Origin of the sequence: Corynebacterium sp. LK10 (assembly GCF_008042455.1) — a bacterium.
In the GTDB taxonomy this organism is placed as follows: Bacteria; Actinomycetota; Actinomycetes; order Mycobacteriales; family Mycobacteriaceae; genus Corynebacterium; species Corynebacterium jeikeium_D.
This window is the reverse complement of the sequence record NZ_NOVT01000017.1, coordinates 190,124-214,698: the sequence shown is the minus strand read 5'-3', so window position 1 is coordinate 214,698 and position 24,575 is coordinate 190,124. Positions and strand designations below refer to the sequence as shown.

Here is a 24,575-nt window from a genome sequence, read left to right as displayed (position 1 = left end):
GTGGAATTTAACTCGACTAAGCCAGTTTAGCGCTGGTAGTAGTTCGGCGCTTCGACAGTCATCTGGATATCGTGCGGGTGCGACTCGCGCAGGCCTGCAGCGGTGATCTGGACGAACTGTGCGTCGTGCAGCTGCTCGACGGTAGCGGAACCGGTGTAGCCCATAGCTGCACGCAGACCACCGACCAGCTGGTGAACGATGGAGTCGATACTGCCGCGGAACGGAACACGACCCTCAATGCCTTCCGGAACCAGCTTCTCTTCGCTCTTGACATCAGCCTGGAAGTAGCGGTCCTTGGAGTAGGAGCGCTTCTCACCGGTCAGGCCGCGGCCCTGCATAGCACCCAGCGAGCCCATGCCACGGTACATCTTGTACTGCTTGCCGTTGACGAAGGTGACCTCACCCGGAGCCTCAGCGGTACCGGCCAGCATCGAACCGAGCATGACGGAGGATGCACCGGCTGCCAGAGCCTTGGCGATGTCGCCGGAGAACTGCATACCGCCATCGGCGATAATCGGAACGCCAGCCTTCTTAGCTGCGACAGAGGCTTCCATGATGGCGGTGATCTGCGGGGCGCCCACACCTGCGACAACGCGAGTGGTGCAAATCGAGCCTGGGCCGATACCGACCTTGATGGCATCTGCACCCGCGTCAATCATGGCCTGTGCAGCGCCACGGGTAGCCAGGTTGCCGCCGATAATCTGGATGTTCTCGCCGAATTCCTTCTTAACGCGGGAGACCATCTCAAGTACACCTGAGTTGTGGGCGTGAGCGGTATCAACAACGAGCACGTCTACGCCTGCGTCAGCCAATGCGTGCGCGCGCTTCCAGGAGTCCTCGCCGGTACCGATGCCAGCACCGACCAGCAGACGGCCGGAACCATCCTTGGAAGCATTCGGGTACTGATCCTTCTTGACGAAGTCCTTGACGGTAATCAGACCAGTCAGGCGGCCTTCGCCATCGACGATCGGCAGCTTCTCCACCTTGTGAGCGCGCAGCAGGTTCAGCGCCGCATCGCCAGACACACCCTGCTCAGCCACGACCAGCGGCATCGGGGTCATGATTTCGGAAACCTTGCGGTTCAGGTCTGCCTCAAAACGCATGTCGCGGTTGGTGCAGATACCGACCAGCTTGCCGTCCTTGTCGACGACCGGCAGGCCCGAGATGCGGTAACGAGCGCACTTGGCATCTACTTCGGCGATGGTGTCATCCGGGGAACAGGTCACCGGGTCGGACACCATGCCAGCCTCAGAGCGCTTCACAATCTCGACCTGCTGAGCCTGCTCCTCGATAGACAGGTTGCGGTGCAGGATACCCATACCGCCCTGGCGGGCCATGGCAACAGCCATGCGGGCCTCGGTGACGGTGTCCATAGCAGCGGACACAACCGGAATGTTCAGACGCAGCTCACGAGTGAGCTGCGTCGAAGTATCAACGCCGGAGGGGATAACGTCCGAAGCATCCGGCAGCAGCAGGACGTCATCGAATGTAAGGCCGACTAGTGGAATCTTGTTGGGATTGTCTCCGCCGAGGCTAATTCCCGTGGGGTTGGTCATGGACTCCTCCTGCTCCACCCTTGCCGACATCCGGCCAGGGGCGCTATCGCTTCGTGGTTGCCAAACGTTATATACAGGGTAGTCCTTCAGTGATGAAACGCGACAATTAGGCGGAGCGACAGGTGCCCGACAAGGGTTAGCCGAAAGCTAGCTGAGGGTTATTCCAAGGTGAACTAAACCCCAACTAAGTGCATCGCCAATCGACAGGATTGCCGTACAGAGCTGTTACGGTAGTGGTTGTGAACCACAACTTTTTCTCATCCATGCCGCGGGATCCGTTCGAAGGAGATCCCAATGACCCGGCAAGCTTTCTCGAGCCGGATGAGCCGTTTGCTCCACTGACAGACCAGGAACGTCGAGAGGTTCTTGAAGATCTGGCCGCAGTTCGCCTATTCCGCACCGCTTTGAGCCCAGAGGGATTACTGGGCGTCTGCATGTTGTGTGAGGACTGCGGTGACGAGCACTTTTATAACTGGGAGGTTTTGGAAAACCACTACCTGATGCTCCTGTCTGGCCAGGCATCCCCGGTTCACGAGCCACAATTCGATCCAGACCCCTCCCGTTACGCCCCATGGGACTACTGCGCAGGCTTTGTCGACGGTTTGCGTTCTCGACGACCTGGCCGTTTCTAAAAATTTGGTAAGAGTTTGACGGAATTGTTTGCGTAGTATCCCGGCTGGCCTCCTTAGGTTTACCAACCGTTCATTGTTGGCCTCCACACTTGAGCTCACTGCTTCAAGAAAGCTCAATGAAGGAGACATCAATTCCGATGACGTACATCGACCACTTGCCCGGGCCCAATGCGGATTTGTGGGATTGGCAGCTGCACGGCTCTTGCCGCGGGCAGGACTCCGCGACCTTCTTCCACCCGGAAGGCGAGCGCGGACGCGCACGCAGCCTGCGTGAAGCCCGTGCGAAGGCTATCTGCCGTTCTTGCCCTGTTCTTATGCAGTGCCGTAGTCACGCACTCAAGGTTGGTGAGCCATACGGTGTCTGGGGCGGTCTCAGCGAATCTGAACGAAATGAAATCCTTCGAGCTAAGCCGGCCGCACGTGAACGCGAACTTGAACGCGTTCTAGTTACTGCCATGTAGTCCCTCCCCTCTCTCGGACTCCAGCCGGTTCACATAAAAACCAAAATGCTCCCCACCCTCAGATTGAAAGGTGGGGAGCATTTTACGTGCCAAAGGCCCGGGCACTAGCTCACTGACAATTAGTGAGCGTGATCGTGCTGCGGCTCTTCCTCCGGCTTATCCACAACGGAAGCCTCGGTGGTCAGCAGCATACGCGCCACGGAGGTTGCGTTGACGACTGCGGAGTGAGTGACCTTGACCGGGTCGATGACGCCGGACTCAATCAGGTTCTCGTAAGTGTCAGTAGCAGCGTTGTAGCCGTTGCCGTTCTCCAGCTCACCAATGTGGTAGACAACGACAGCACCGTCCTTACCAGCATTCTCAGCAATCCAGAAAGCCGGACGGGTCAGAGCCTTGGCAACTGCACGGACACCGACTGCCTCGTCGCCCTCGAACTCGTCAGCGAATGCCTCGAGTTCACGGGAGATCTGCACCAGTACGGAACCGCCGCCGGCGATGACGCCTTCCTGAGCTGCCGCACGAGCAGCGTTAATGGCATCCTCGACACGCAGCTTGCGCTCGTTGACCTCGGTCTCGGTAGCAGCGCCGACCTTAATGACAGCCACGCCGCCAGAGAGCTTCGCCAGACGCTCTTCCAGCTTCTCGCGATCCCAGTCAGAGTCAGTGCGCTCAATCTCGGCACGGATCTGGTTACGACGCTCTTCCACAGCCTCAGCGGTGCCGGCACCGTCAACCAGAACGGTCTCGTCCTTGGTAATGGTGATACGGCGTGCGTTACCCAGCACCTCAAGTCCTACGTCCTTCAGCTGCATGCCAGTGTCAGCCGTAACGACGGTTGCACCGGTGACAACTGCCAGATCATCCATGAACGCCTTACGACGGTCACCGAAGTACGGTGCCTTCACTGCGGCAACCTTCAAGGTCTTGCGCATAGCGTTGATGACCAGTGCGGACAGCGCCTCGCCCTCGATATCCTCAGCCATAATCAGAGTCGGCTTGCCGGACTCGGCAATCTTCTCCAGAATCGGCAGGAACTCCGGCAGGGAGGAAATCTTCTCACGGACCAGCAGCACCTGTGCACCGTCAAGAATTGCCTGCTGAGCCTCGACGTCGGTAATGAAGTACGGCGAGAGGAAGCCCTTGTTGAAAGACACGCCCTCGGTCACGGACAGCTCGGTGGCAATCGACTGCGACTCCTCCACAGAGACGACGCCGTCCTTGCCAACCTTGTCCATGGCACCTGCAACCAGGTCACCAATTTCAGTGTCGCGCGAGGAAACGGTTGCCACCTGTGCGATGGCAGCAGAGCTGCTGACCGAGGTGGCGCGCTGCTTCAGCAGCTCAACCGCCTTGTCGGATGCAGCGTGAATACCACGGTTCAGCGAAATCGGGTTTGCGCCGGCTGCAACGTTGCGCAGACCCTCGTGGACCAGCGCCTGTGCCAGCAGCGTTGCGGTAGTAGTACCGTCACCGGCAACGTCATTGGTCTTGACCGCAACGGACTTAACCAACTGCGCGCCGAGGTTCTCAAACGGATCCTCAACGTCGATGTCGCGGGCGATGGTCACACCATCATTGGTGACCAGCGGACCGCCGAAGGCCTTGTCCAGGACAACGTTGCGACCCTTCGGGCCAAGCGTGACCTTGACTGCGTCGGCAAGCGTGTCCACACCGCGCTTGAGGCCTTCGCGAGCCTCTTCGTTAAAAGCAATAAGCTTCGCCATGTGTGGGTACGTCCTCCCTTTAGTTCTCGATAACAGCCAGGATGTCGCGCTGCGACAGCAGCAGGTACTCTTCGCCCTGGTACTTCAGCTCAGTGCCGCCGTACTTGGAGAAGATGACGATGTCACCCTCCTTGACGTCCATAGGAATGCGGTCATCGTCATCGGCCCAACGACCCGGACCAACTGCGATAACGGTAGCTTCCTGCGGCTTCTCCTTAGCGGAGTCCGGGATAACCAGGCCAGAAGCCGTGGTGGTCTCTGCTTCGTTGATCTGGACGAGGACGCGGTCCTCCAGCGGCTTGATGTTGACGTTCGCCACGATGAATTCCTCCATACATGCGGTGATGTGATGTTCTTGTGCCGGTTGGTCTGCCGTGCACAGCCGTCGTCGCGGGTGAACAACTGTGTGTCAAACAACCTTCGTTAGCACTCTACCCCTGCAAGTGCTAACACTCAACAATAGTGAGCGCTAATGCTAATTGGTCAGCTTGTCGGGGTTACACGCCATACGACCGAACACAGTAACCGTCATTCCGTGTTCCTTGATGTACTCATCGCTAAAGCACGGGCCACCAGAACCGGTTGTGTAACGACTGTCTGGCTCCCTCCTTTGCCAGGCACCTTCGTCCCATTGGTAGACCGCCAGTCCACCACTGTTTGCGCGCCCACCCAGCGCCCACCATCCGTCACAGGCGACAATCGTAAAGTTTTCCTCCGTAGTCGGGAACGCCGATGCCTCGCAATCCCCACTAATCGGATAATCGGGCGTAGCCGTACTCGTAGTTTCCTTCTTGGCTTTCTCCGGCGACTTCACCTTCACGGTCTCCGTCGCAGTCGCAGTAACAGTGAGCTTCGGCGTTACTTCATCCTTGGCACCTGCACCAAACCATTGCTCACCTCGACCACTCACAACTAGGTAAAGCACCGCCGCTACAGCGACAATCACCACAAGCAGCAGCGCGATGACTGCCCATAGCACTCCCCGAGCACGACCGCGCTGATGTTCAACTTGCGGTGCTTGCGTTGTTTGCAGTTCACCCTGCGGCGCAAACAGCTCAGTCTGATTATGCGAATTATCGGATGGCTGAAGTTCCCACTCGCTGTAGTCTTTACTCATTTTTGGGCAAGCGCTTTCCTGTAATTGTCCTGCGATCCATGGCAGAGAAACAAGTCAAAGTCAGTTAACGAAATTTAACATGGATCCGAGGGGCAATCACTGCTTATTGCATTACAGGATCTTCCACAGGCATGGAGGGGTCGGTCGGGCAGGCGTAGCCAGAGGGCTTGACCCCCGCGGCAATGAGGTAGGCGGCAGCTGCGCCAATCATGACACCGTTGTCGGTGCACAGCTTAATCGGTGGCACGTGCAGCGTAATTCCTGCCGAGGTAGCTCGCGCCGCTGCGAGTTCACGCAACCTCGAGTTCGCAGCCACACCACCACCGAGCAGCAGCGTAGTGGCCCCCACATCCTGAGCTGCGCGAACGGCCTTCTTGGTCAATACATCGCAGACCGCCTCCTGGAAGGAAGCACAGACGTCCTCTACGGAGTATTCACGACCTTCCTTCTCTGCCGCTTCGACATAGCGGGCCACGGCGGTTTTCAAGCCGGAGAAGGAGAAGTCATGGCGCGCATCCTGCTGGCGCATCATGGCGCGAGGAAACGCGATGGCCTTGCGATTTCCCTGCTTAGCCAACTTATCGATAATCGGGCCGCCCGGGTAACCCAACCCAAGCAACCTCGAAACCTTGTCGTATGCCTCTCCGGCTGCGTCGTCAAGCGTCGATCCGAGCTCCTCCATCGGACGACCAACCCCCTGCACGCGCAGCAGCTGCGTGTGCCCGCCGGAAACCAAGAGCGCCACTGCGTTGGATAGATCCGCGCCGTCGAGAGCTCCGACAGCAACGTGGCCACCAAGGTGATTAATGCCGTAGAAAGGCACACCCCAGGCGGCGGCATAAGCCTTCGCGCCTGCCGAACCGACCAGCAGCGCACCGGCGAGACCGGGTCCCACGGTAGCGGCGACGGCATCTGGGATAAAAGTATCGATACCGAGCTTGGCAGCTGCTTGCGCGCGCGCCTCGGAGACTACTGGCTGCAGGGCTTCCAAATGAGCGCGGGAAGCAATCTCCGGGACCACACCACCGAAGCGGGCGTGCTGTTCCATGGAGGATGCGACGACGTCGGCAAGCACTTCCACCTCGGGAATGGCGGGGGCGCTGGTGTCGGTGTCGTCGTAGCGCACACGCATCACTGCAGCGCCAGTCTCATCGCAGGAACTCTCGATTGCCAGCAGGGTCAACTCGGTCATAGCAGTCATGGTACTAGCGCACCACCGGGTCACTTACCAGCGACCGAGTTTAAATTTCGAGGCGACCGAGGTTCCGCACAGCGGCACGCCAGAGAGCGTATTCCTCTGGGTAGTCATCGCGGTAGTGACGCACGGCGCGCATACCGTGCTTAATACGCTCGATTTCCTCGTCGCCGATATCCTTGCCCTCGGCGTCGACAAATACGACCGTTCCGCAAATTGCGGTGGTGGGGTCGGTAAAGAAAGCCGAGTTGCCCGTAGCAGCCTCATTGCGGCCGAGGGACGCGACCGGATTCGGTTCAGCGCCCTCAGCCTTGGCCGTCGGGTTGTAGAGAGCGGCGTAATCGGCGCCGTCTTCCTGAAACGCCACCGAAACACGGTCGGAGGAAACTCCGCCGAGGAATGTAGCAGCGGCCTCCAACTCAAATTCGACGATGCGATGCGTCAGGTCAGGGTTCACCAGAAAACCTTTAATCATGGAAACAGAGGTACCGCACCGCACCCGCTCCCGCATCTCGAGAGCGCTACCCCCACTATGGCCGCGGGATGTTGCGGAGGTTCGACCGTGCCATGTTGATCATCTGACCAACGCCGCCGCCGAAGACGGTGCGAGTAGCGGCCTTGGAGAATCCCATCAGCATGTCCCAGGTGATGTTTGCCGGGATGGACAGGGCATTCGGGTCGGTGATCATATCCACCAGCACCGGACCGTCGTATGCCAGCGCCTCTTGAATCAGGCGAGGCGCATCGGCCGGATCTTCAATTCGGATGGCCTTGATACCCAACGACTCTGCGACTCCGGCGTAGTCCACTGCGTCGTGGTCGGTCTCGTGCTCCGGCAGCCCCTGAACCAGCATTTCCAGCTTGACCATGCCGAGCGAGGAGTTGTTGAACACAAACATCTTGATGGGCAGCTGCTCCTGCTTCACGGTGATGAGCTCACCGAGCAGCATTGACAGGCCACCGTCACCGTTGAAGGTAATGACCTGACGGTCCCGGTCAGCAGCCTGCACACCAATGGCCTGCGACAGTGCATTGGCCATAGTGCCGTGACGGAAAGAACCAATCTGCTCTCGCTTGCCATTCGGCGTGACGTAGCGTGCAGCCCAGACATTGCCCATGCCGGTATCCACGGTGAAGACGGCATCGTCATCGGCGTACTTATCAATCAGGTCGGCCACATACTCCGGGTGAATCGGTCGCATGTTCTCAACGTCGTGGGTGTATGCCTCGATGACGTGGCTGAGCAGGCGCTCGTGGTTCCGCAGCTGCTTGTCCAGGAAGGAACGGTCAGTCTTTTCATCCAGGTGCGGCAGGATGGTTTCAATCGTGGCAGCCACATCGCCGACGACTGGGTACTTCACCGTGGTACGACGACCGATGGCACGACCATCGATATCGACCTGGGCGACGTTCTTGGTCGGCAGGAAGTCGTTGTACGGGAAGTCAGTACCGAGCAGAATCAACAGATCAGCATCGTTGGAGGCATCGTGGCAGGCGCCGTAGCCCAGCAGGCCGGACATGCCGACGTCATAGGGGTTGTCGTACTGGATGTACATCTTGCCACCCAGCGCATGTCCCACCGGCGACTTAATCTTCTCCGCAAGCTTGAGCACCTGTTCGCGGGCGTCCTTCACACCTGCGCCACAGAAAAGCGTGACGGTTTTAGCCTCGTTGATTGCGTCGGCAAGCGCGGCGGCCTGGCCGGCGTCAGGGAATACGACTGGGCGACCGCTGCTGATAGTGGAGGTGACGAACTCATCATTTTCCACTTCATGCGTTGTAATGTCGCCCGGCAGAACCAGCACGGAAACACCGTGGCCAGTCATGGTCGACTGGATAGCGTGATGCAAAACGACGCCACCCTGCTCAGCGGAGTTGACCATCTCGCAGTAACCGGAGCACTCGTTGAAGATGAACTCCGGATGGGTCTCCTGGAAGAAGTTCGAGCCAATCTGGCGGGAAGGAATGTGCGATGCCAGCGCCAGCACCTTTGCGCCGTTGCGGTGGGAGTCATACAGGCCCTGAATGAGGTGGGTATTACCCGGGCCACAGGAGGCCGCACACACTGCTAATTCGCCGGTGACCAGGGACTCCGCGCCGGCGGCGAAGGCGGCAGCCTCTTCGTTGCGAACGTGCACCCACTCAATGGAGGACTCGCGCACAGCGTCGACAATGGGGTTCAAACTATCTCCAACGAGTCCGAAGATTCGCTTGACACCCTGCTTCTCTAGGGTTTCTACGAGCTGTTTTGCAAAGGTTTTAGCCATGTGCCTGGTTTAACGCAGATTAGTCAATACGTCAACATCTAGCTGGCCAACTCAGGCCGACACATCGTGTACGCATCCGCCCCAGAGCCCGGATAATAGTTCTTTCGCAGCCCCATATTTTCGAAGCCATAGCGCCGATACATGGCGATTGCGGGTTCGTTATCTGTGCGAACTTCCAAAAACACCGGGCCCGAATCCTCCGCCACAGCTGCCATCAGCGCGTCCATCAGCTGCGTCCCAAAGCCCCGGCGCTGCCACTTCTTCCCCACCCCGATGGTGTGAATCTCGTACTCGGCGGCACCCGCAGGCCCCAGCTTGGTAATCCCCGCATAGCCGCACAGTTCTTCGTCCTCGTCTACATCTGCAATCAGCCCGACGTAGAAATTGTTCGGCGCGGCCAGCTCGGCCATAAAGGCCGATTCCGACCAGGGATCGTCGCCGGCAAATAGCTCCGCCTCAATCGCCGCACACGCCTTGGCCGCAGGAGGCCCGAGACGCACTAGCTTGACGACGCTCATCTCATAGCCTTCGGGACAACGGCATCCGGACGGCGCAAGTACAGCGGCACCAGTGGGCCCGGCGCGGAGTCAAAGTCGACCGCTTCAACCATGGCTGTCGGAGTGGGAAAGACTTGTTCGGCAGCAACCTCAAGCCCGGTAATTTGCTCGATGTGGCTGAGGCTGCCGCGGGCCTGGCTCGGCGCGAAGTCGGCGGCTTCTGCTGCAAGTTCTTCCTTGAGCAGCTCCATGACGTCGGCTGGCTTGGCCACTCCCGGGCCGAAAACTCGCTGGCCATCGCGGTAGGCGGCGAAGTACACCTCGCGGCGGCGGGCATCGGTGACGACCAGTTCATCGCCAACGCCACCCGCGAGCGCATCCAGGCTGCAGATGCCGTAGCAGGGAATTCCCAGAGCGTCGGCGAAGGAGGCTGCGGTGGCCATACCAACGCGCAAGCCCGTAAACGGCCCCGGCCCACAGCCGACAACCACGGCATCTAGCTCGGTTGCCGCCACCCCACTGTCAGTGAGGCACTGCTGAATCAGCGGCACCAGCACCTCGTTGTGCGCACGGGCATCCAGGTGCAGCTTTTCGGCCACGGTTTCACCATCGCGGACAATTCCCGCGGTGACCTGTGGAGTCGATGTGTCAACGGCCAAAATGTTCATACTCAGTAACCTACTTGAACCGACTTGGAGCTACTTGCTCCACTTCCAGGTGACGACGCGGGCATCGTCGTCACGCGAACGATCGATACTCACCTGTAGATAGCGCTCGGAGAGCACCTCGGCGAGCCCCATTCCCCACTCGGCGACCACGACGCTGTCCTCGAGGTCGGTATCCAAATCGAGCGAGTCCAGCGCATCGAAGGCCTCGCCATCGGAGCCGGGGCCCTCTTCGCCAAAGAGTCGATAGGCGTCGACGTGGATGAGGGTGACGCCGTCGGTTGCAAGCGGACGGTGCTCGCGGGCGATTGTGAACGTCGGCGACGTCACGCGACCGCGCACGTTCATGCCACGGGCGATGCCCTGCGTGAGGGTCGTTTTGCCCGCGCCGAGTGGGCCATCGAGAATCACCAGATCCCCAGCTGCCAACTCCCGGCCAATCTCCTCGCCGAGGTCACGCATGTCCTCTGCGGTTGGCGCGAGCCGGCTGCGCACCCACTTTCGCTCGCTACGCCCCTTCGGTGCGGTGAGGATTTCGTAGTTAATGGTGCCGGATGCCTCCGCGAGGTCATCGAGACCGGGCTCCCCCAGTGTGGGATCACCGACGATAACCGCAGTGTCGCCGGCCTCGACTTCGGTGTCGGGCCCCAGGTCGACGACGAATTGATCCATACACACGCGCCCTACCTGCGGATAGCGCGTGCCATTGATGCTGACCTCGAAATGCCCGGAGGCCGAGCGCATCATACCGTCGGCGTAGCCACAGGGCACGATGCCGATGGTGGTATCGCGGTCAGCTGTCCACGTCTGTCCGTAGGACACCGACTGCCCCGCCGGCAGCTTCTTGACCAATATGACCGACGCTTCCCACCTCATCGCCGGACGCAATCCATGGGTGATCCCCACAATTGGCTCGCCACCATAAATCGCCAGCCCTGGACGCACCATATCGAAGGCCAGGTCAGGACGTGACAACGATGCCGGCGAATTCGCCGCATGGTTAATCAGCTCGTCCAGCCCCGCCTCACGCAGTGCCGCAATCGCAGCACAGAAATTCTGTGCCTGCTTATCGACGCTCTCGTGGCCCGGCTCATCCGCGCACGCAAAGTGCGTGAAAGCACCGGTGACGTTCAGAGCACCGGTCTTGTGCAGCTCAACCAGCTGAGCGACCGCATGCTCAAAGTCCCCATTGGCCATAGAGAATCCCGAGCGCCCCAAGCCCGTATCGACCATCACCGTCACACGTGGTGTCACCGACAGCGCCCGCCCGGCATTGGCCACGGCCAGCGCATGAACCATCGACGGCAGACCGAGGTCAATATCTGCAGCCACAGCTCGCTGCACCAACGAGGTGGCCGCTGCGTCCCAGATCCAGGCAAGGATGGGGATGGCGTGGCCGTCGTCAAGCGTGGCGCGGAGTTCCTCGCGGAGGGAGAGCGCCTCGTCGATTGTTGCGACACCGAGCTGCGTTGCCCCGCCGGCCAGCGCGGCACGCGCGGTCTGCAGCGCACCCTGCGAGTAGCCGTCCGCCTTGACGACGGCCATGAATTCCGACACCCCTGCGATGGCCTTGACGGTCTTCACATTGTGGGTGATCGCGTCGAGATTAACGGTATGGGTCAGGATGGCTGGTGCCGAGGAAGTCATAGCCGTATTTTGCCACTGCTGCCTTCGTTGGTGAACCATGCGGTGGCATCTCGGATGGATTCGGCGATGTCCTGGGCGCTGCAGGGTGCTGGTCCGAACTCTGTCTGCGCGGCCAAAAATGCGGCGCGCGCATGAATAATTGCTGGTAGATAGAGGGCTTCGCCACGCGCTACCCAGGCGCCGAGGAGCCCGGACAGTACATCGCCAGAGCCCGGCGTGGCTGCCCAGGAGCTACCCGCGTCAATCACGACTGTGCGCTGCGTTGTCGGATTGACCATCACAGTGCGGCGTCCCTTGAGCAACACTTCGGAGGAGAACTGCTCGGCAAGTTCACGCGCATCTGCGATGGGGTTAGTGACCTCGTGCCCGGTCAGGCGCTCGAATTCACCGGCGTGCGGCGTGAGAACAGTGCGCAGGTTGCGCTCCTGGCCGCGCTCACGAACGAGCTGTCGGATGTCCTCATGCTTCGACAGCAGTGTCAGTGCGTCAGCGTCGATGACCACTGGTTTGTCAGTGGCCAGAATGTCTCGCAGTTCCTCGGCGGCTTTCTCATCAGTGCCCCGACCGGGACCGACGACCCAGGCATCGACGCGTACCTCTTTGCGATCCACCGAGTCCTGCTGCGTAATGACCGTCGGCAAGGCTGCGGTGATGCGGTTACGTGCGGCCGCGTCGCCGACATAGATGACCGCGGGACTGGTCGCATGCACGGCAGCGGTGACGCACAGCTGACCTGCGCCGGGATACGCCTCGCTACCGGCGGCGATTCCTGTAACTCCAGTGGAGTACTTGTGGTCTGCAGCACCGGGTTCGAGCGGGGTCATCGCGCCAAGTGGTGCCGGAAAGCTCCCGCCTAGGGCTTCGTAGAACTCCACGGTCGGAGTCTGGTGGTGGACGGCATTGTAGGTACCGTTTTCATAGAGCGTCTGCCCCAGTCCTGGAAGTTCGAGGGAGAAGGCATCGAGCGCAATTTCGTGTAATTCGACGGTGCCACAGGATTCGGACAGCGAGTGCGCGTAGCGCAGACCGCCGAAAGTCACCGTTGTCGTGGCCTCGACGTGAGATGGCAAGTACGGGTTCTGTCCCTCCTCCAAATCAGGGTCTGGATTGATGGTCTGGGCAGGCGGGTCAAAAGTACGCCCAGTATCGGCTTCTACGCCGCTCGGCACATCAACCGCGAGAATGGGAACTTTGCCCAACCGCGCTTCGCGCACCAACCACGCGGCCTCTTCACGCAGCGCGCCGTGACCTCCGAGCCCCACGATGCCGTCGATGATCAATGCGTAGTCTTCACTAATCGACCACAGAATCTTCGATAAATCCGTCTCCCGGTCACACCCCAACGGCAGCACCCGCCCACCTGCGAGTTCAAAAGCTTTCAGCGCCTGTTCATGCGGCTTCGAGCCCAGCAAAACCGCATCCACGCCATGCCCATCCGAGGACAAGTTTCGGCCAGCATAGAGTGCATCGCCACCATTGCCTCCCGATCCGACCAACAGCAGCACGCGACCGCGACCAGGCTCCGGAGATGCCTCTGAGAGCATCCGCTCCGCCACCTCCGACACAGCGGCGGCTGCGTGGCGCATGAGTTCGTCGTCACGCGTTTGTGCGTCCAGATAGGGCTGTTCCGCGGCGCGAATTTCGGCAGCTGTGTAGCAGTACGTCATAAACCCAGCCTACGATTAGCCCCTATGGATGACTACTCCCCGAGCACGCGAGTTTTCGGCCCTCTACTGCGCGCCTTTCCGCAGGCATACCTGCGCTCGTTGCGTCATCCCGAATGGATCCCCCACGGCGTGCAGGACGTTCGCGAAATCCTCGACGGCAAAGTCACTCCTGACCTGGACAGATACAACGGTCGCACACCAATTGTCCTGGTTCACGGCACCTGGATGAACTCGTTCAACTCCTTCGCCATGTTGGGGCCGTTCCTCGCCCGGAATCGCCCCGTATTCTCACTCGATTACGGCTCCGACCCCGCCGCGCTGGTCAGCCGTCTCCGTAGCGTCAAAGCCACCACCGATTTGAGCGATGCGCTCGCTGAAGTCACCGACCTTCTCGACCGCTTCCGTGCCCACCTCTCCCTACCCCGCATCGACCTCATCGGTCATTCCCAGGGCGGTCTACACTGCCGCAGCTACGCCAACGCGAGCATCGATTCGCTTTACGACGAAGCTCTGAACCGTGGCCTCAACGAAGAAGCAGCCGAGCAGTACGCCTCCGACAACAGCCCCGTGCGGGCAGTCATCTCTCTTGCGGGAAACCACCGAGGCACTACTGCGTGGGGCATGCGCCGAAGGCTCAGTGCCCTTGAGCGATGCGGCCTACCGATGCACAAACTCGTCGACCGCCTTGTCGGCCGTGCCTGCATTCAACAGCTGCTGGACTCTGACTACATTGCGACTCTGAACCGCGCAGCGCGTGGCATTACCCGACGTGGTCCGCACTACCTGAATATCGGCACCCCTTTTGACACCGTGGTTCGCCCGTGGACCGGCGCCTTTTTGCCCGAACAAGAGGGTCACCACATTACGAACGTCAACAATGCCACTGGCGGTGGCGACTGGTCTGATCACCTCGCACTGCTCTACTCCCCCAATACGCTCGAACGCATTCACGAGTTCTTGGAGGAACTGGATGGCGCTGAAGCTGGTGATGTTCCGCATCATCCGCGACAGCGAGTCCTGCCTTTGTACGGCGCCCTGCCGAGGGGCCTCGGACGGAGGAGGCTCGGACGGAGGGGCCGGATCTAATTCAGCACAGAATTTTAGAACATATTTCCAGAATTCTATTGACAGTTTTTCAAACAGGTGTACGATTTGGGTTGTAGGGAAAATTTGTAAGCGAAAGTTCTTTGTCCGGTGCACAGGGGTTGGCGGGACTGGTTGACACAGCCTCTCCATGCTTCTCTCCACCACAGAACTCAATCTTCAATTCTCCGGCGGACACGTAGTAATCAGGGGGATAACCAATGTCATCGCCGCCCACAGAACTTCCAGCACCAGGTCAAAAGCCCTCATGGGCCAACCAGCAATCCGACGACCCGATTAGCAGCGCGGCCCGTGCCATCAACGCCGCAGACCTTCAACTGATCGATATCTGCGCTCCCGGTGAGGAGGTCGATGTCAATCACCATCTTGCCCGCATAAGCATTCGAACCGGCCTTAGCCGCGGCAAGTGTTCTACGCTGTGCGAAATTGCGCTGATGTTCGAACGCCTACCAAAAGTCCGGGCTCTCATCGAATCCACCTTCTGTTTCTCGTTAGCCCATCTCCGCGCCATCGCCAATGGCGTTGCCGGGCTGTCACCAGATCAGTTCGACACGGTAGAGCCCCATCTTTTGGAAATGCTCACTCCGACGCGACCTCGACAAGCAATGGTTGGTGTCTACACGCTGTCTCGTCTAATCGGCGACTTGGTTTCTGAGTACAACGACTGCGCCCGCAACGACGGCACCCAACGGGTTCCAGAAGGCGAAGCGGTCGCACTCTCCGACACGGGCGATGGCAAGCACAAAAAGGTCACAGCAATCCTTGAAAACGACCGCGCGACCGAGCTCATGGCCAGGATTCAGGGGATTCGCAACACAGCAATCAATCGTGGTGAACAGTGCACGCAGGCGGAAGCGCTACTACAGCTGGCACAGAAATCGACCAATGCCGAGATTGTCATCAATGTCTACCGCGAGGTCGGCGGTGGGCCAGCATGGATTGATGGCGTCGGCTGGTTGAGCGAGGTAGCCACCGAAGAATGGCTTGCCCGCGCAACTCACATCCGTATCTCCGCCGACAGCAAGGTGGATGGTTACCGCCCCACCGAGAGCCAGGTGGCTCGCGTCCGTGGGCGTGACGGTACCTGCCGCTTCCCCGGCTGCGACGTCCCGGCAGCCAAGTGCGACCTGGACCATATTCAGCCGTACAACCACGACAATCCCAAGCAGGGCGGGCCGACTGACACTGAGAATCTGCACTGTCTCTGCCGCCGACACCACAATCTAAAAACGCACGAGGGCTGGGATATCGACAGATACCCCGACGGAACAGAAGTGTGGACTTCCCGTAATGGGGACACCGCGACTAGCGTTCCGGTTGGGCCGCTAAAGAACGTCGGCAAGCAAACTTTTCATCAGCGTGTGACACGGAAGATGAAGACGATTCAGAAACGCAACCTCGATTGGATGTTGTCATTTTGCCATGTATCCGATGAGGTCTGGGACCTATCCGAGGAAGAAGCAAAACGCATCGAGTCCCTCACGGATGAAGAACTCGATGCGGAGATTGAGCAGTACCGACGAAAGCAGGACGAACTACTCGACGGTGACTGACTTAGCCAGGTTGCGCGGCTTATCGATGTCCTCGTTACCGCACTGGCGAGCGATCTCAGCTGCCAGGAACTGCATCGGAATCGTAGACAACAGCGGCTGGAGCAGCGTGGACGTCTCCGGGATTTCAATCAGGTAGTTCGCAAAAGGAACCACCGACTGATCCCCTTCTTCGGCAATCACGATGGTCTTGGCACCACGGGCACGAATCTCCTGGATGTTGGAGACAATCTTGGAGTGCAGCACGGCGCGCCCCTTCGGCGATGGCACTACGACGACGACCGGAAGATCATCCTCGATGAGTGCAATTGGGCCATGCTTGAGCTCGCCTGCCGGGAACCCCTCTGCGTGAATGTAGGCAAGCTCCTTGAGCTTCAGCGCACCCTCAAGTGCGACTGGGAAACCAACGTGACGGCCGAGGAAGAGCATCGTCGGAATAGCACCGATTTCCTTGGCCGTGTCGATGAACTCATCGCCCTTAGCGACGACCTTGTCAATCAGTGCCGGGATGGTCTCCAGCTCTTCAAACTCGCGAGTGACCTCGTCCGGGTACTTAGTGCCGCGTGCCTGGGCAAGAGCCAAACCGACCAGGTAGTTTGCGGCTACCTGCGCCAGGAACGACTTGGTTGCAGCAACACCAATCTCCGGGCCGGCGTGCGTATAGAGCACGGCGTCAGACTCACGTGGAATCTGTGCACCGTTGGTGTTACAGACAGCCAGCACGCGGGCGCCCTGGCTCTTTGCGTGTCGCACGGCCTCAAGGGTGTCAGCAGTCTCGCCCGACTGCGAAATAGCGACCACCAGCGTCTGGCGGTCCAGCACCGGATCGCGGTAGCGGAACTCGGACGCGACCTCAATCTCGACCGGGATACGAACCCAGTGCTCAATGGCGTACTTGGCCAACAAACCGGAGTGGTATGCGGTACCACAGGCGACGACGAAGACCTTCTCGATGTCACGCAGATCTTGGTCACTCAGGCGGGACTCGTCGAGAACGATGCGGCCGTCAACGAGGTGACCGGCCAACGTATCGCGGACGGCGGCAGCCTGCTCGTGGATTTCCTTCATCATGAAGGAGTCATAGCCACCCTTTTCGGCTGCGGCGAGATCCCAGTCGATGGTGAATGGTCGACCCTGCTGCTCGTTGCCGGCGAAATCCAGGATGCGGTAATCATCTGCGGTGATGATGACGACGTTGTCCTGACCCAGCTCCACGGCCTCGCGGGTGTGTGCGATGAAAGCCGCAACATCGGAGCCGAGGAACATTTCGTTTTCGCCCACACCGACAATCAGCGGAGTGGAGCGACGAGCAGCGATGATGCGGTCCGGGTGGTCTGCATGAGTAAACAGCAGCGTAAAAGCACCCTCGAGGCGGTTGAGCACGGACAGCGCAGAGGCCTCGAAATCACCAGCGGTAGATCCGCCGTCGGAACCGTCCAGGGCACGGGCGAGCATGTGCGCGGCGACCTCGGAGTCGGTTTCGGACTTCAGCTCAATGCCGGCATCCTCCAGCTCCTGACGTAGCGGAGCAAAGTTCTCGATAATGCCGTTGTGGACGATAGCCACCTTGCCGTCATAGGACTGGTGTGGGTGGGCATTCTCATCAATTGGGCGACCGTGGGTAGCCCAGCGGGTGTGCCCAATTCCGGTGGTTCCAGTGATTTTGTCGCGCCCATCCGCATCAAGGGCAGCCTCGAGGTTGGCGAGTTTACCGGCCTTCTTCTCTACAGTGATATGCCCCTGATCGTCGACAATGGCAACACCCGCGGAGTCATAGCCACGGTATTCCATGCGTCGTAGCGCATCGACAGCAATATCCAGGGCGGGCTGATGGCCCGCATATCCAACGATTCCACACATGCCCTACAGAATAACCCGCGAAGCGGAAAATCGTCATAACGAAATAGACATTCTCGCTCATCCTGGCACTTTTTCAGCAAAGGTATGCACCTTATAGTTAAGCTATTCACTGTGGCTGACAACTTGAAGACTCTGACATCTAATCTTTCCAAGCGTGGACCGCACCGCGTCATGGTCGGTGATCTCGCTTTTACTGGCCTGCCGGGAAAGGTCTACACGCCTGCCGAGGGCAATGGCATCCCCGGTATCGCCTTCGCACACGATTGGCGCACACCGATTGAGGAGTACCACGCCACGCTGCGTCACCTAGCTTCGTGGGGCATCGCGGTCGCTGCTCCGGACACCGAAAATGGCATCGTGGCAGATCACCGTGGTCTCGCCAACGATTTGGAGACAGCGCTCCAGATTCTCGCTGGTGTCCGCCTCGGTGAGGGCAAGGTCGTCGTCCACCCGAAGAAACTCGGCGTTGCCGGCCACGGCATGGGCGCGGGTGTAGCCGTCCTCGCCGCTGCTGGTCACGACCTCATCTCCGGCGTTGGCTGCGTCTTCCCCGCAACTACCGCGCCTTCCTCCAGCGCCGCTGCAACTAATGTCTCGGCCCCGGGCCTCGTCCTGGCCCCTGGCGAGGATCAGTGGCTCGATCGCGGTAACCCGGCTCGCCTGGCTGTTCAGTGGAAGGGCGATGTCGTTTACCGCGAAGTAGACAAGGCTGACCAGGGCAGCTTCTCGGAAACAACTCTTCTCCGTCGTCTAGCGGGCTTCTCTTCCTCCAAGGTGAAGTACCAGGAGGTCGCGCGCGCCGCACTCACAGGCTTCCTGCTGGCCACGGTCGGTGACGACAAGAAGTACTCGGATTTCGCAGACCCGACCGCCACTATCAAGGGCACAACTAACCGCGATATGGAGTGGCTCATCAAGGAGCTGCCGGAAAACCCGGAGCACTCGCTGATTCCCGGCAAGTAGTCACTAGGCCACGCTTCAGGACACGCCCCGAATCGACTTCACCGTCGGCGTCCCTTTCCCCGCCCGCCCGAACAACCGCGTAACGGTTCCCTTCGGTCGGGCGGTTTTTTGTTGCTTTTCGACGCCCGCTGCCACCTCCCTCTCCTTAATTTCGCGTGCTTTACGACGCTCTTCCAAACCCTGCAATTCTTTCTGTGCCCTCTGTATCGCCGTATCGAACTCCTGCCTGGTCATTGCAGCAGCGTCGTAATAGTCCTGCCCAATCCGGTCATATTTCGCGGCATGCTTACTCCCCACTACCACTCACCTGCCGTTGGCGAATTGACCGCGCCCACAAGCTCCTGGGCGTTGGGCTGCTCAGGGGGCTCGGGCACAGCGGAAGCAGATTCCTGCACTGATGCTGCCGAATCCTGGGCTGGTGCTGGCTGCGGCTCTGCTTGTGGTTTTGGCTGCGGTTCCGCTCGCTGTTCTGCTTGCGGCTCCTGTGGCAGCTCGATTCCCAAGTGCTTTAGTTTCTCAGCTGGAGGAGGCGGTTCAGGAACATTTTCAGGTTCGGGCTCGGGTTCAGGTTCGGGCTCGGGTTCAGGTTCGGGCTTGGGTTCAGGTTCGGGCTTGGGTTCTGGTTCGGGTTCCGGCACACAGTCCTCCGGCGCAGGAGCTGGTGCTGGTGCTGGTGCTGGCGCAGGTGCCTGTTCGCACACTGGCTCTTCCGTCTCCGTGCACATGTCTAAGTTGAGCAGTGAGGACGCGACACTGCCTGCAACCCCGACAGCTCCCGCAATTCCAGCGATACTGGCCGCCCCGGCAGCGCCAATGGCACCTCCAACGGATATTCCAGCAGCAACGCCTGCCTCTATCCCAATATCAACGTTGGCAACGACCCCAATTCCACCAGCGGTAGCACCGTTGCCACCGGTTACAGTAGCTCCTTCGCCACTCCCAGACTCAGCCACCTCTGCACAGGCCGCCGAGGTAGCACCCGAACTGGCAGGAACAGTAGGAGGCTGCGGCGGGGTGGCGACCACCGCGGCCTCAGTGTCACACGCTGCCTGCTCAAGACACTGCTCGATGCAACTATTACGCGCATCGTAGAGCTGACCAGTGGAGTCGACGAGACTGTTACACACCTGCTGGGCCACTTGTGCGGCTTCGGCGCCGACCTCCGGATCGTCGACAAGCGCTTCGCACTGAGAGAGGATGCCGTCGGTTTGCTCAGCCATATCTTCGGCCTGCTTTTCGCAATCCTCCAGGACCTCGTCGACTTTCTTGCCGCACTCGCCGACGCTCTGCGCGCCATTGGCGGACTGCTCATCCTGATTCGCACAGTCCTGCGCGGCTTTATCACAGCGTTCCTTGGCGGCGTCGGCGGCATCGCCTTTCAAACCGCCCCAATCGAAAGCCATAGCAATAGTTATCGCGGAGGCTATCAACCCCACGGAGTTAGAGAACTTGGATAGGGCGCTGCCCTTCCAGCCGTCAGCGCGTCGCACCTTATCCAAGACTTTGGGCAGATTCTTGCCGATGCCGCCAACCCCGCGCTTGGCTCCAATACGGCTTCCACGGCCAATAACACGCACCAATATCGGAAGAATTCGAGCAACCCATGGCATCAGTCCACTACCTCAATTCCACCGAGGTCGGCGCTCCCGTCGCTGTCACAGCCTGCAAAGACACGCCACTGTTCCCGCACTGCCGGAGCATGATTGCCAAGTCCCGCGTACATCGATTGCCCGTGCTCACGCAGCCGCGCTGCCGCCTGCTGCAGACGACGCCCCTGGGCGGCAAAACCCTGGCCACAGTCTGCCGCGGAAATATCGGGAGCGCTTCCCCACCGCTCATGGCCTTCACGGCCGCGCTGCTCGATCTCTCGGGCAGCCGCTGTCACTGCATCTTCCGAAAAGTGCAGCAAGCCTCCGCCACTGCCTCCAGTAAAACGTGCGGACACGAAAAATCCCCTTCCCCGCGAAAAACAGTTCTTATTACTGTTAGGCGCGAAAAAAGGGGATTCGGTTCCGTTGAGGTACTAGCACGGGTGCCCCCGGGGCTAACGAGCGCGGTAGATGCGCTTACACCCCTCAACACCGGTGAAGCTGAATGGGCCGGTGCCAATCAGGGCGTCGTCTCCCAGGTTGGAGTACTCACCCGGATCTTCATGCGTCACCTGAGCGTGGCGGTAGTAGGTCGGATCATCGAGCTTTACGCGTTCATCCAGTTCACGAGCATTATCTTCGGCGCGCAGCTGGGACTCGTAGCCCTCGACCACATTGCCGGTGAGGAACTCAGCAACCGAGCCGGAACCATAGGAGACAACAGCGACCTTCTTACCAGCCAGGTCCTTCTCGGTGTCCAGCAGCGAGAGCAGGCCGAAGTAGGCCGATGCTGTGTAGGAGTTACCGATGATGCGGTTGTACTCAGTGGTTGGGCCGAGCTGGCGGGCCTCGTCCTCTGCGGTGAGCTCCACACCGTTATTGGCCGAAAGCTGCCGGTGCGCCTTGTAGGCCATCTTGGTAAACGGCTGGTGGTAGCTGAAGTAGTCAATCTCGCTGAAGTCCACACCGCCGCGGGCACGGTAGTCCTCGTAAGCACCCTGAACAGCGTCGATGTAAGCACTAATAGAGAGCTTGCCCTCCACCAACGCCTGGCTGCGGTGGTTCGGACGCCAGAAGTCCATAACTTCGCGGGTGAAGACGCCCGAAGCGGCATCGATAGCCAGGATGCGCGGATTAGCGGTCACCAGCATGGCTACAGCACCTGCGCCCTGGGTCGGCTCCGCAGCGGAGTCCAGGTCATAGCGGGCAATGTCGGAGGCGACAACGATGACCTTCTCCTCCGGATTGCGGGCCACCAGAGCGCACGCGAACTGCAGCGCCGCGGTACCGGAGTAGCAAGCCTGCTTCAGCTCGACAGATCGCGCGTGCGGGTCAAGACCGACCAACTCATGCACATAGACAGCAGCGGCCTTCGACTGGTCGATACCGGTCTCAGTGGCGAACATGATGGTGCGCACGCCGTCGATACCGTGGCGGTCGACGATCTTCTTCACCGCGGTCGCGGCCATCGTCACCGGATCTTCATCAGAGGCAACCACGCTGGAGCGTTCCTGCCCCAGGCCCTTGTGGTACTTTGCCGGTTCCGCTCCGAGTCGGGGCGCAATATCGGCGAGGTCAATGCAGTACGAACCCGTCGCAAAGGCGATGTCATCAATACCGATCGGGGTCACATTGCTTGTTGTCATCAAAACCGTGCCTTCACTACCTCTACAGATTTTTAAGAAATAACGGGCAACGAAACATCCCCATGTCATCAGAGCAGTCATCAGACCACGGGATATTTTGCCCACAAAATTTTAATTGCCTACTACAGAAATCTAGCGCGTTTACCTGAGATTTGTCTTAGGTTTTGCGAATTGTCGCAAACGACTATTCACAAACCGCTACTTCGCACGCTCGATAGAAACGTGCGCCTCCATCAGCTCACCCGGATTCGTCTGTGCCGCGAGCAGGGAAAGCTCACCACACCAGACGATTGCCGCGCAGCACGCTGCTAGACGACGGGCATTCTCGCCCGGCTCACGGTCCTCCTTGCAGCCCAGCGCTGTGAGATTCTTCTCCACGAAGCCCAAGCCCTTGCCGTTGCCCACGGAACCGACGATTAAATGTGGCAGGGTGCAGCTAAAGCGCACGGAGCCGTCGTCAAGCGCCTCTACCTGCGTCAGCCCCTGCGAGCCTTCGACGATATTCGCAGCGTCCTGACCGGTAGCGAGGTAAAAGCCCAGCAGCATATTGGCGTAGTGCGCATTACCGCTGCGCAGTGAGCCCGCCATGATGGAGCCGACGAGGTTCTTGCGTTCGTTGAGCTCAGCCAGGCGCTTGGCGGTAGTGCGCAGACGCTCGCGGACAACCGGCTCCGGAATGACGGCCTCGGCGATCACGTACTTACCGCGGCCCAGAATGCCATTGACGGCGGAGGTCTTCTTATCGGTGCAGTAGTTGCCCGAGATGGAGCCATAGCCCAACTCTGGCATCTGCTCCATCAGGTAGGACATCAAACGCTCAGACGCCAGCGTGGCCATGTTGTGGCCCGAGGCATCACCGGAGAAGAAGTCAAAGCGGACAAAGAGAAGACGCGATGCGATCTGGAAGTGAATATCTACCAGCTTGGCAAAACGCGAGGAGGACTCCACGACCTTCTTCAGCTCGTCATAACGAGACAGAATGTTGTCGCGCGCAATGACGGCATCCGCTGCCGAGTCGAGAGTGAAAATCACCGATCGGGTCATCTTCTCACCGACGAAAGTGCAGGTAATGCCACCTTCGATCATGCGGGAGACCTTCGCACCGCGACCACAAGACGGCCACAGCGGGGTCTCGTAAGTCGCCAGCGGAATCTTCACCTCGTCATTCATGACGTTGCCACTAATGCGCACCGGACCAATCCAGCTCAGTGGTACGTGTGCATATTCCAGGTCGTGCGAGCTCTTTTCAGCCATTGTCCTAAGCGACCCTTTCTAGCTGCATGCAGCTTCGGTTCCCAGCTTCTGTAAATTTCAGCTGTCTTAAATTCTACGGTCAAAAAACTGTGGTCAAAGTTGAGCGGCCAGCTTCAGCGGCAACGGCTGGATGCCAGCGGCTTGCCAGCGCGCGGTGATGTCCGCGGCAGTCTCCTCGGCATCGACACCATTTGAGACTCCCACCAGCGCGATTCCGCAGTCACCACCACCGGAGCCGCTGCTCTTGCCCGCGGCCCCCGCGCCATCGGCGATGTCGGCGAGCGCTTTCAGTTTCTCCGTCTCGATGCACACAGCACGCTCACGCTCATAGTCCTGCAGCAGCATCCGATTCTCACGCAGGCAGGCAAACGCCGCGGTGTGGTCGCCGTCGGCAAGCGCCTGCCAGAGTCTTTCGCTTATCGACGAGACCCCGCGCACAAAATCACGGTCTGCGCCACCGGCCTTCTTCAACTGCGAGTCCGTCTTCACCGGACTGCCCGTCCAGCCGACCAACAGTTGTAGCCCACCGAGGTCGGTGCGGGCGTCAATGCGAAGATTCGGCCACGGTGCCGCCACGGCAGCGACAGGATCAGCCGCCACGAGCTCTGCGAGCGCCGTCGGATTCGGCCGGCGATAGAGCACCACCCCGCCGTGCGCGGAGCACGCGATATCGCCGCCGGAACCAGCTGCACCAGCCAGAAGCGTGGCCACCATCGCAATCTTGTACACGTCCAGTGAATCCAGCTCCAGACCTAGGTGCGTCCCCAGCGCACGAGTTACAGCCACAGCGACAGCCCCGGAGGATCCCAGGCCATACTTCGCACCACTGTCGGCGTCATCGAGGTCTGATTCAATGACGATATTGATGGGACTCTCTGGGATATTTTCCAGCTCGCCCGCAGCAATGCGATAGACCAGGGAAATCGTATGGGTCGCGATGTCATCTGGTGCATCGATATCAATGGCACGCCCCTGCGGGCCGTAATAGCTGGAGTACACGCGAGAGACCGGCTGCGATGGTTCGGCACCGTGGCACCGAACCGTCACATAGCGGTTGACTCCTGCGATGACAGCCAGCCCCTCGACATCCATCACCGCATACTCACCAGTGAGGTACAGCTTGCCGCAGCCACGGCCGATGGACTCGCCTTCGATAGGTCCGCCTTTAGCGTTGCTCAACT

General features: G+C 59.8%; 23 protein-coding genes. 5 read left to right on the top strand and 18 right to left on the bottom strand.

Features of this window, described 5'->3' with window-relative positions:
- Positions 1-26: 26 nt before the first annotated feature.
- Positions 27-1,556, bottom strand: coding sequence for an IMP dehydrogenase (guaB, locus tag CHU70_RS06445; protein WP_016422119.1), 1,530 nt, complete (start codon positions 1,554-1,556; stop codon positions 27-29).
- Between the two features lie 263 nt (positions 1,557-1,819).
- On the opposite strand from guaB, the gene CHU70_RS06440 reads away from it, so the two are divergent.
- The gene (locus CHU70_RS06440) at positions 1,820-2,188 is read left to right on the top strand and encodes a DUF5319 domain-containing protein (protein WP_038629374.1); all 369 of its coding nucleotides are present in this window, start codon (positions 1,820-1,822) and stop codon (positions 2,186-2,188) included.
- 137 nt (positions 2,189-2,325) lie between these two features.
- Entirely contained in the window at positions 2,326-2,649 is a 324-nt protein-coding gene (locus CHU70_RS06435; RefSeq protein WP_016422117.1) for a WhiB family transcriptional regulator, read from the top strand.
- A 119-nt stretch (positions 2,650-2,768) separates the two neighbouring features.
- On the opposite strand, the gene groL is transcribed toward CHU70_RS06435, so the two are convergent.
- The 10 genes from groL to CHU70_RS06385 all read right to left on the bottom strand — a co-directional run bounded on the left by groL (position 2,769) and on the right by CHU70_RS06385 (position 13,428).
- Positions 2,769-4,373, bottom strand: a complete 1,605-nt coding sequence (gene groL, locus CHU70_RS06430; RefSeq protein ID WP_016422116.1) for a chaperonin GroEL — start codon at positions 4,371-4,373, stop codon at positions 2,769-2,771.
- A gap of 19 nt (positions 4,374-4,392) precedes the next feature.
- Complete coding sequence (gene groES / locus CHU70_RS06425; RefSeq protein ID WP_005510054.1) at positions 4,393-4,692, bottom strand: co-chaperone GroES; 300 nt, start codon at positions 4,690-4,692, stop codon at positions 4,393-4,395.
- 156 nt (positions 4,693-4,848) lie between these two features.
- Positions 4,849-5,490 (bottom strand): hypothetical protein, encoded by a 642-nt coding sequence (locus tag CHU70_RS06420; protein WP_049169953.1) that lies wholly within the window; start codon positions 5,488-5,490, stop codon positions 4,849-4,851.
- 103 nt (positions 5,491-5,593) lie between these two features.
- Positions 5,594-6,673 (bottom strand): tRNA (adenosine(37)-N6)-threonylcarbamoyltransferase complex transferase subunit TsaD, encoded by a 1,080-nt coding sequence (gene tsaD, locus CHU70_RS06415; RefSeq protein ID WP_049170057.1) that lies wholly within the window; start codon positions 6,671-6,673, stop codon positions 5,594-5,596.
- A 58-nt stretch (positions 6,674-6,731) separates the two neighbouring features.
- Positions 6,732-7,160, bottom strand: a complete 429-nt coding sequence (locus CHU70_RS06410) for a hypothetical protein (protein ID WP_042388422.1) — start codon at positions 7,158-7,160, stop codon at positions 6,732-6,734.
- A gap of 55 nt (positions 7,161-7,215) precedes the next feature.
- Entirely contained in the window at positions 7,216-8,952 is a 1,737-nt protein-coding gene (locus CHU70_RS06405; protein WP_016422112.1) for a pyruvate dehydrogenase, read from the bottom strand.
- A gap of 38 nt (positions 8,953-8,990) precedes the next feature.
- On the bottom strand, positions 8,991-9,470 hold the full coding sequence (rimI, locus tag CHU70_RS06400; protein ID WP_016422111.1) for a ribosomal protein S18-alanine N-acetyltransferase: 480 nt from the start codon (positions 9,468-9,470) through the stop codon (positions 8,991-8,993).
- Positions 9,467-10,117: a tRNA (adenosine(37)-N6)-threonylcarbamoyltransferase complex dimerization subunit type 1 TsaB gene (gene tsaB, locus CHU70_RS06395; protein ID WP_016422110.1), complete on the bottom strand. Its 651-nt coding sequence runs from the start codon at positions 10,115-10,117 to the stop codon at positions 9,467-9,469. The genes rimI and tsaB overlap by 4 nt, the downstream gene beginning before the upstream one ends.
- Positions 10,118-10,147: 30 nt before the next feature.
- Complete coding sequence (locus CHU70_RS06390) at positions 10,148-11,761, bottom strand: bifunctional alanine racemase/tRNA (adenosine(37)-N6)-threonylcarbamoyltransferase complex ATPase subunit type 1 TsaE (RefSeq protein WP_016422109.1); 1,614 nt, start codon at positions 11,759-11,761, stop codon at positions 10,148-10,150.
- The gene (locus CHU70_RS06385; protein ID WP_147719167.1) at positions 11,758-13,428 is read right to left on the bottom strand and encodes a bifunctional ADP-dependent NAD(P)H-hydrate dehydratase/NAD(P)H-hydrate epimerase; all 1,671 of its coding nucleotides are present in this window, start codon (positions 13,426-13,428) and stop codon (positions 11,758-11,760) included. Before CHU70_RS06385 ends, CHU70_RS06390 begins: the two co-directional genes overlap by 4 nt.
- 24 nt (positions 13,429-13,452) lie before the next feature.
- On the opposite strand from CHU70_RS06385, the gene CHU70_RS06380 reads away from it, so the two are divergent.
- Together CHU70_RS06380 and CHU70_RS06375 are read left to right on the top strand one after the other, a co-directional pair.
- Positions 13,453-14,514 carry a triacylglycerol lipase gene (locus tag CHU70_RS06380; RefSeq protein ID WP_070545669.1) on the top strand — a complete coding sequence of 354 codons (1,062 nt, stop codon included), beginning with the start codon at positions 13,453-13,455 and terminating at the stop codon, positions 14,512-14,514.
- A gap of 218 nt (positions 14,515-14,732) precedes the next feature.
- Positions 14,733-16,085 carry an HNH endonuclease signature motif containing protein gene (locus CHU70_RS06375; RefSeq protein ID WP_049169963.1) on the top strand — a complete coding sequence of 451 codons (1,353 nt, stop codon included), beginning with the start codon at positions 14,733-14,735 and terminating at the stop codon, positions 16,083-16,085.
- Here CHU70_RS06375 and glmS read toward each other — a convergent pair.
- Positions 16,068-17,942 (bottom strand): glutamine--fructose-6-phosphate transaminase (isomerizing), encoded by a 1,875-nt coding sequence (gene glmS, locus CHU70_RS06370; protein ID WP_049169965.1) that lies wholly within the window; start codon positions 17,940-17,942, stop codon positions 16,068-16,070. The genes CHU70_RS06375 and glmS overlap by 18 nt on opposite strands.
- A 111-nt stretch (positions 17,943-18,053) precedes the next feature.
- Here glmS and CHU70_RS06365 point away from each other — a divergent pair, with 111 nt between their 5' ends.
- A complete protein-coding gene (locus CHU70_RS06365) occupies positions 18,054-18,905 on the top strand; it encodes a dienelactone hydrolase family protein (protein ID WP_049169967.1) in 852 nt (283 codons plus the stop codon).
- 15 nt (positions 18,906-18,920) lie between these two features.
- Here the strand turns inward: CHU70_RS06365 and CHU70_RS06360 are convergent, their stop codons facing one another.
- The 6 genes from CHU70_RS06360 to CHU70_RS06335 all read right to left on the bottom strand — a co-directional run bounded on the left by CHU70_RS06360 (position 18,921) and on the right by CHU70_RS06335 (position 24,573).
- Positions 18,921-19,202 (bottom strand): hypothetical protein, encoded by a 282-nt coding sequence (locus tag CHU70_RS06360; protein ID WP_070549712.1) that lies wholly within the window; start codon positions 19,200-19,202, stop codon positions 18,921-18,923.
- A complete protein-coding gene (locus CHU70_RS06355) occupies positions 19,202-20,515 on the bottom strand; it encodes a hypothetical protein (protein WP_147739787.1) in 1,314 nt (437 codons plus the stop codon). The genes CHU70_RS06360 and CHU70_RS06355 overlap by 1 nt, the downstream gene beginning before the upstream one ends.
- Positions 20,515-20,850, bottom strand: a complete 336-nt coding sequence (locus CHU70_RS06350; RefSeq protein ID WP_016422101.1) for a hypothetical protein — start codon at positions 20,848-20,850, stop codon at positions 20,515-20,517. Before CHU70_RS06350 ends, CHU70_RS06355 begins: the two co-directional genes overlap by 1 nt.
- A gap of 99 nt (positions 20,851-20,949) precedes the next feature.
- Positions 20,950-22,140, bottom strand: coding sequence for a hydroxymethylglutaryl-CoA synthase (locus tag CHU70_RS06345; protein ID WP_016422100.1), 1,191 nt, complete (start codon positions 22,138-22,140; stop codon positions 20,950-20,952).
- Between the two features lie 198 nt (positions 22,141-22,338).
- Positions 22,339-23,394: a hydroxymethylglutaryl-CoA reductase gene (locus CHU70_RS06340; RefSeq protein ID WP_070429832.1), complete on the bottom strand. Its 1,056-nt coding sequence runs from the start codon at positions 23,392-23,394 to the stop codon at positions 22,339-22,341.
- Positions 23,395-23,487: 93 nt separating this feature from the next.
- Positions 23,488-24,573 carry a phosphomevalonate kinase gene (locus tag CHU70_RS06335; protein WP_147719170.1) on the bottom strand — a complete coding sequence of 362 codons (1,086 nt, stop codon included), beginning with the start codon at positions 24,571-24,573 and terminating at the stop codon, positions 23,488-23,490.
- Positions 24,574-24,575 lie beyond the last annotated feature (2 nt).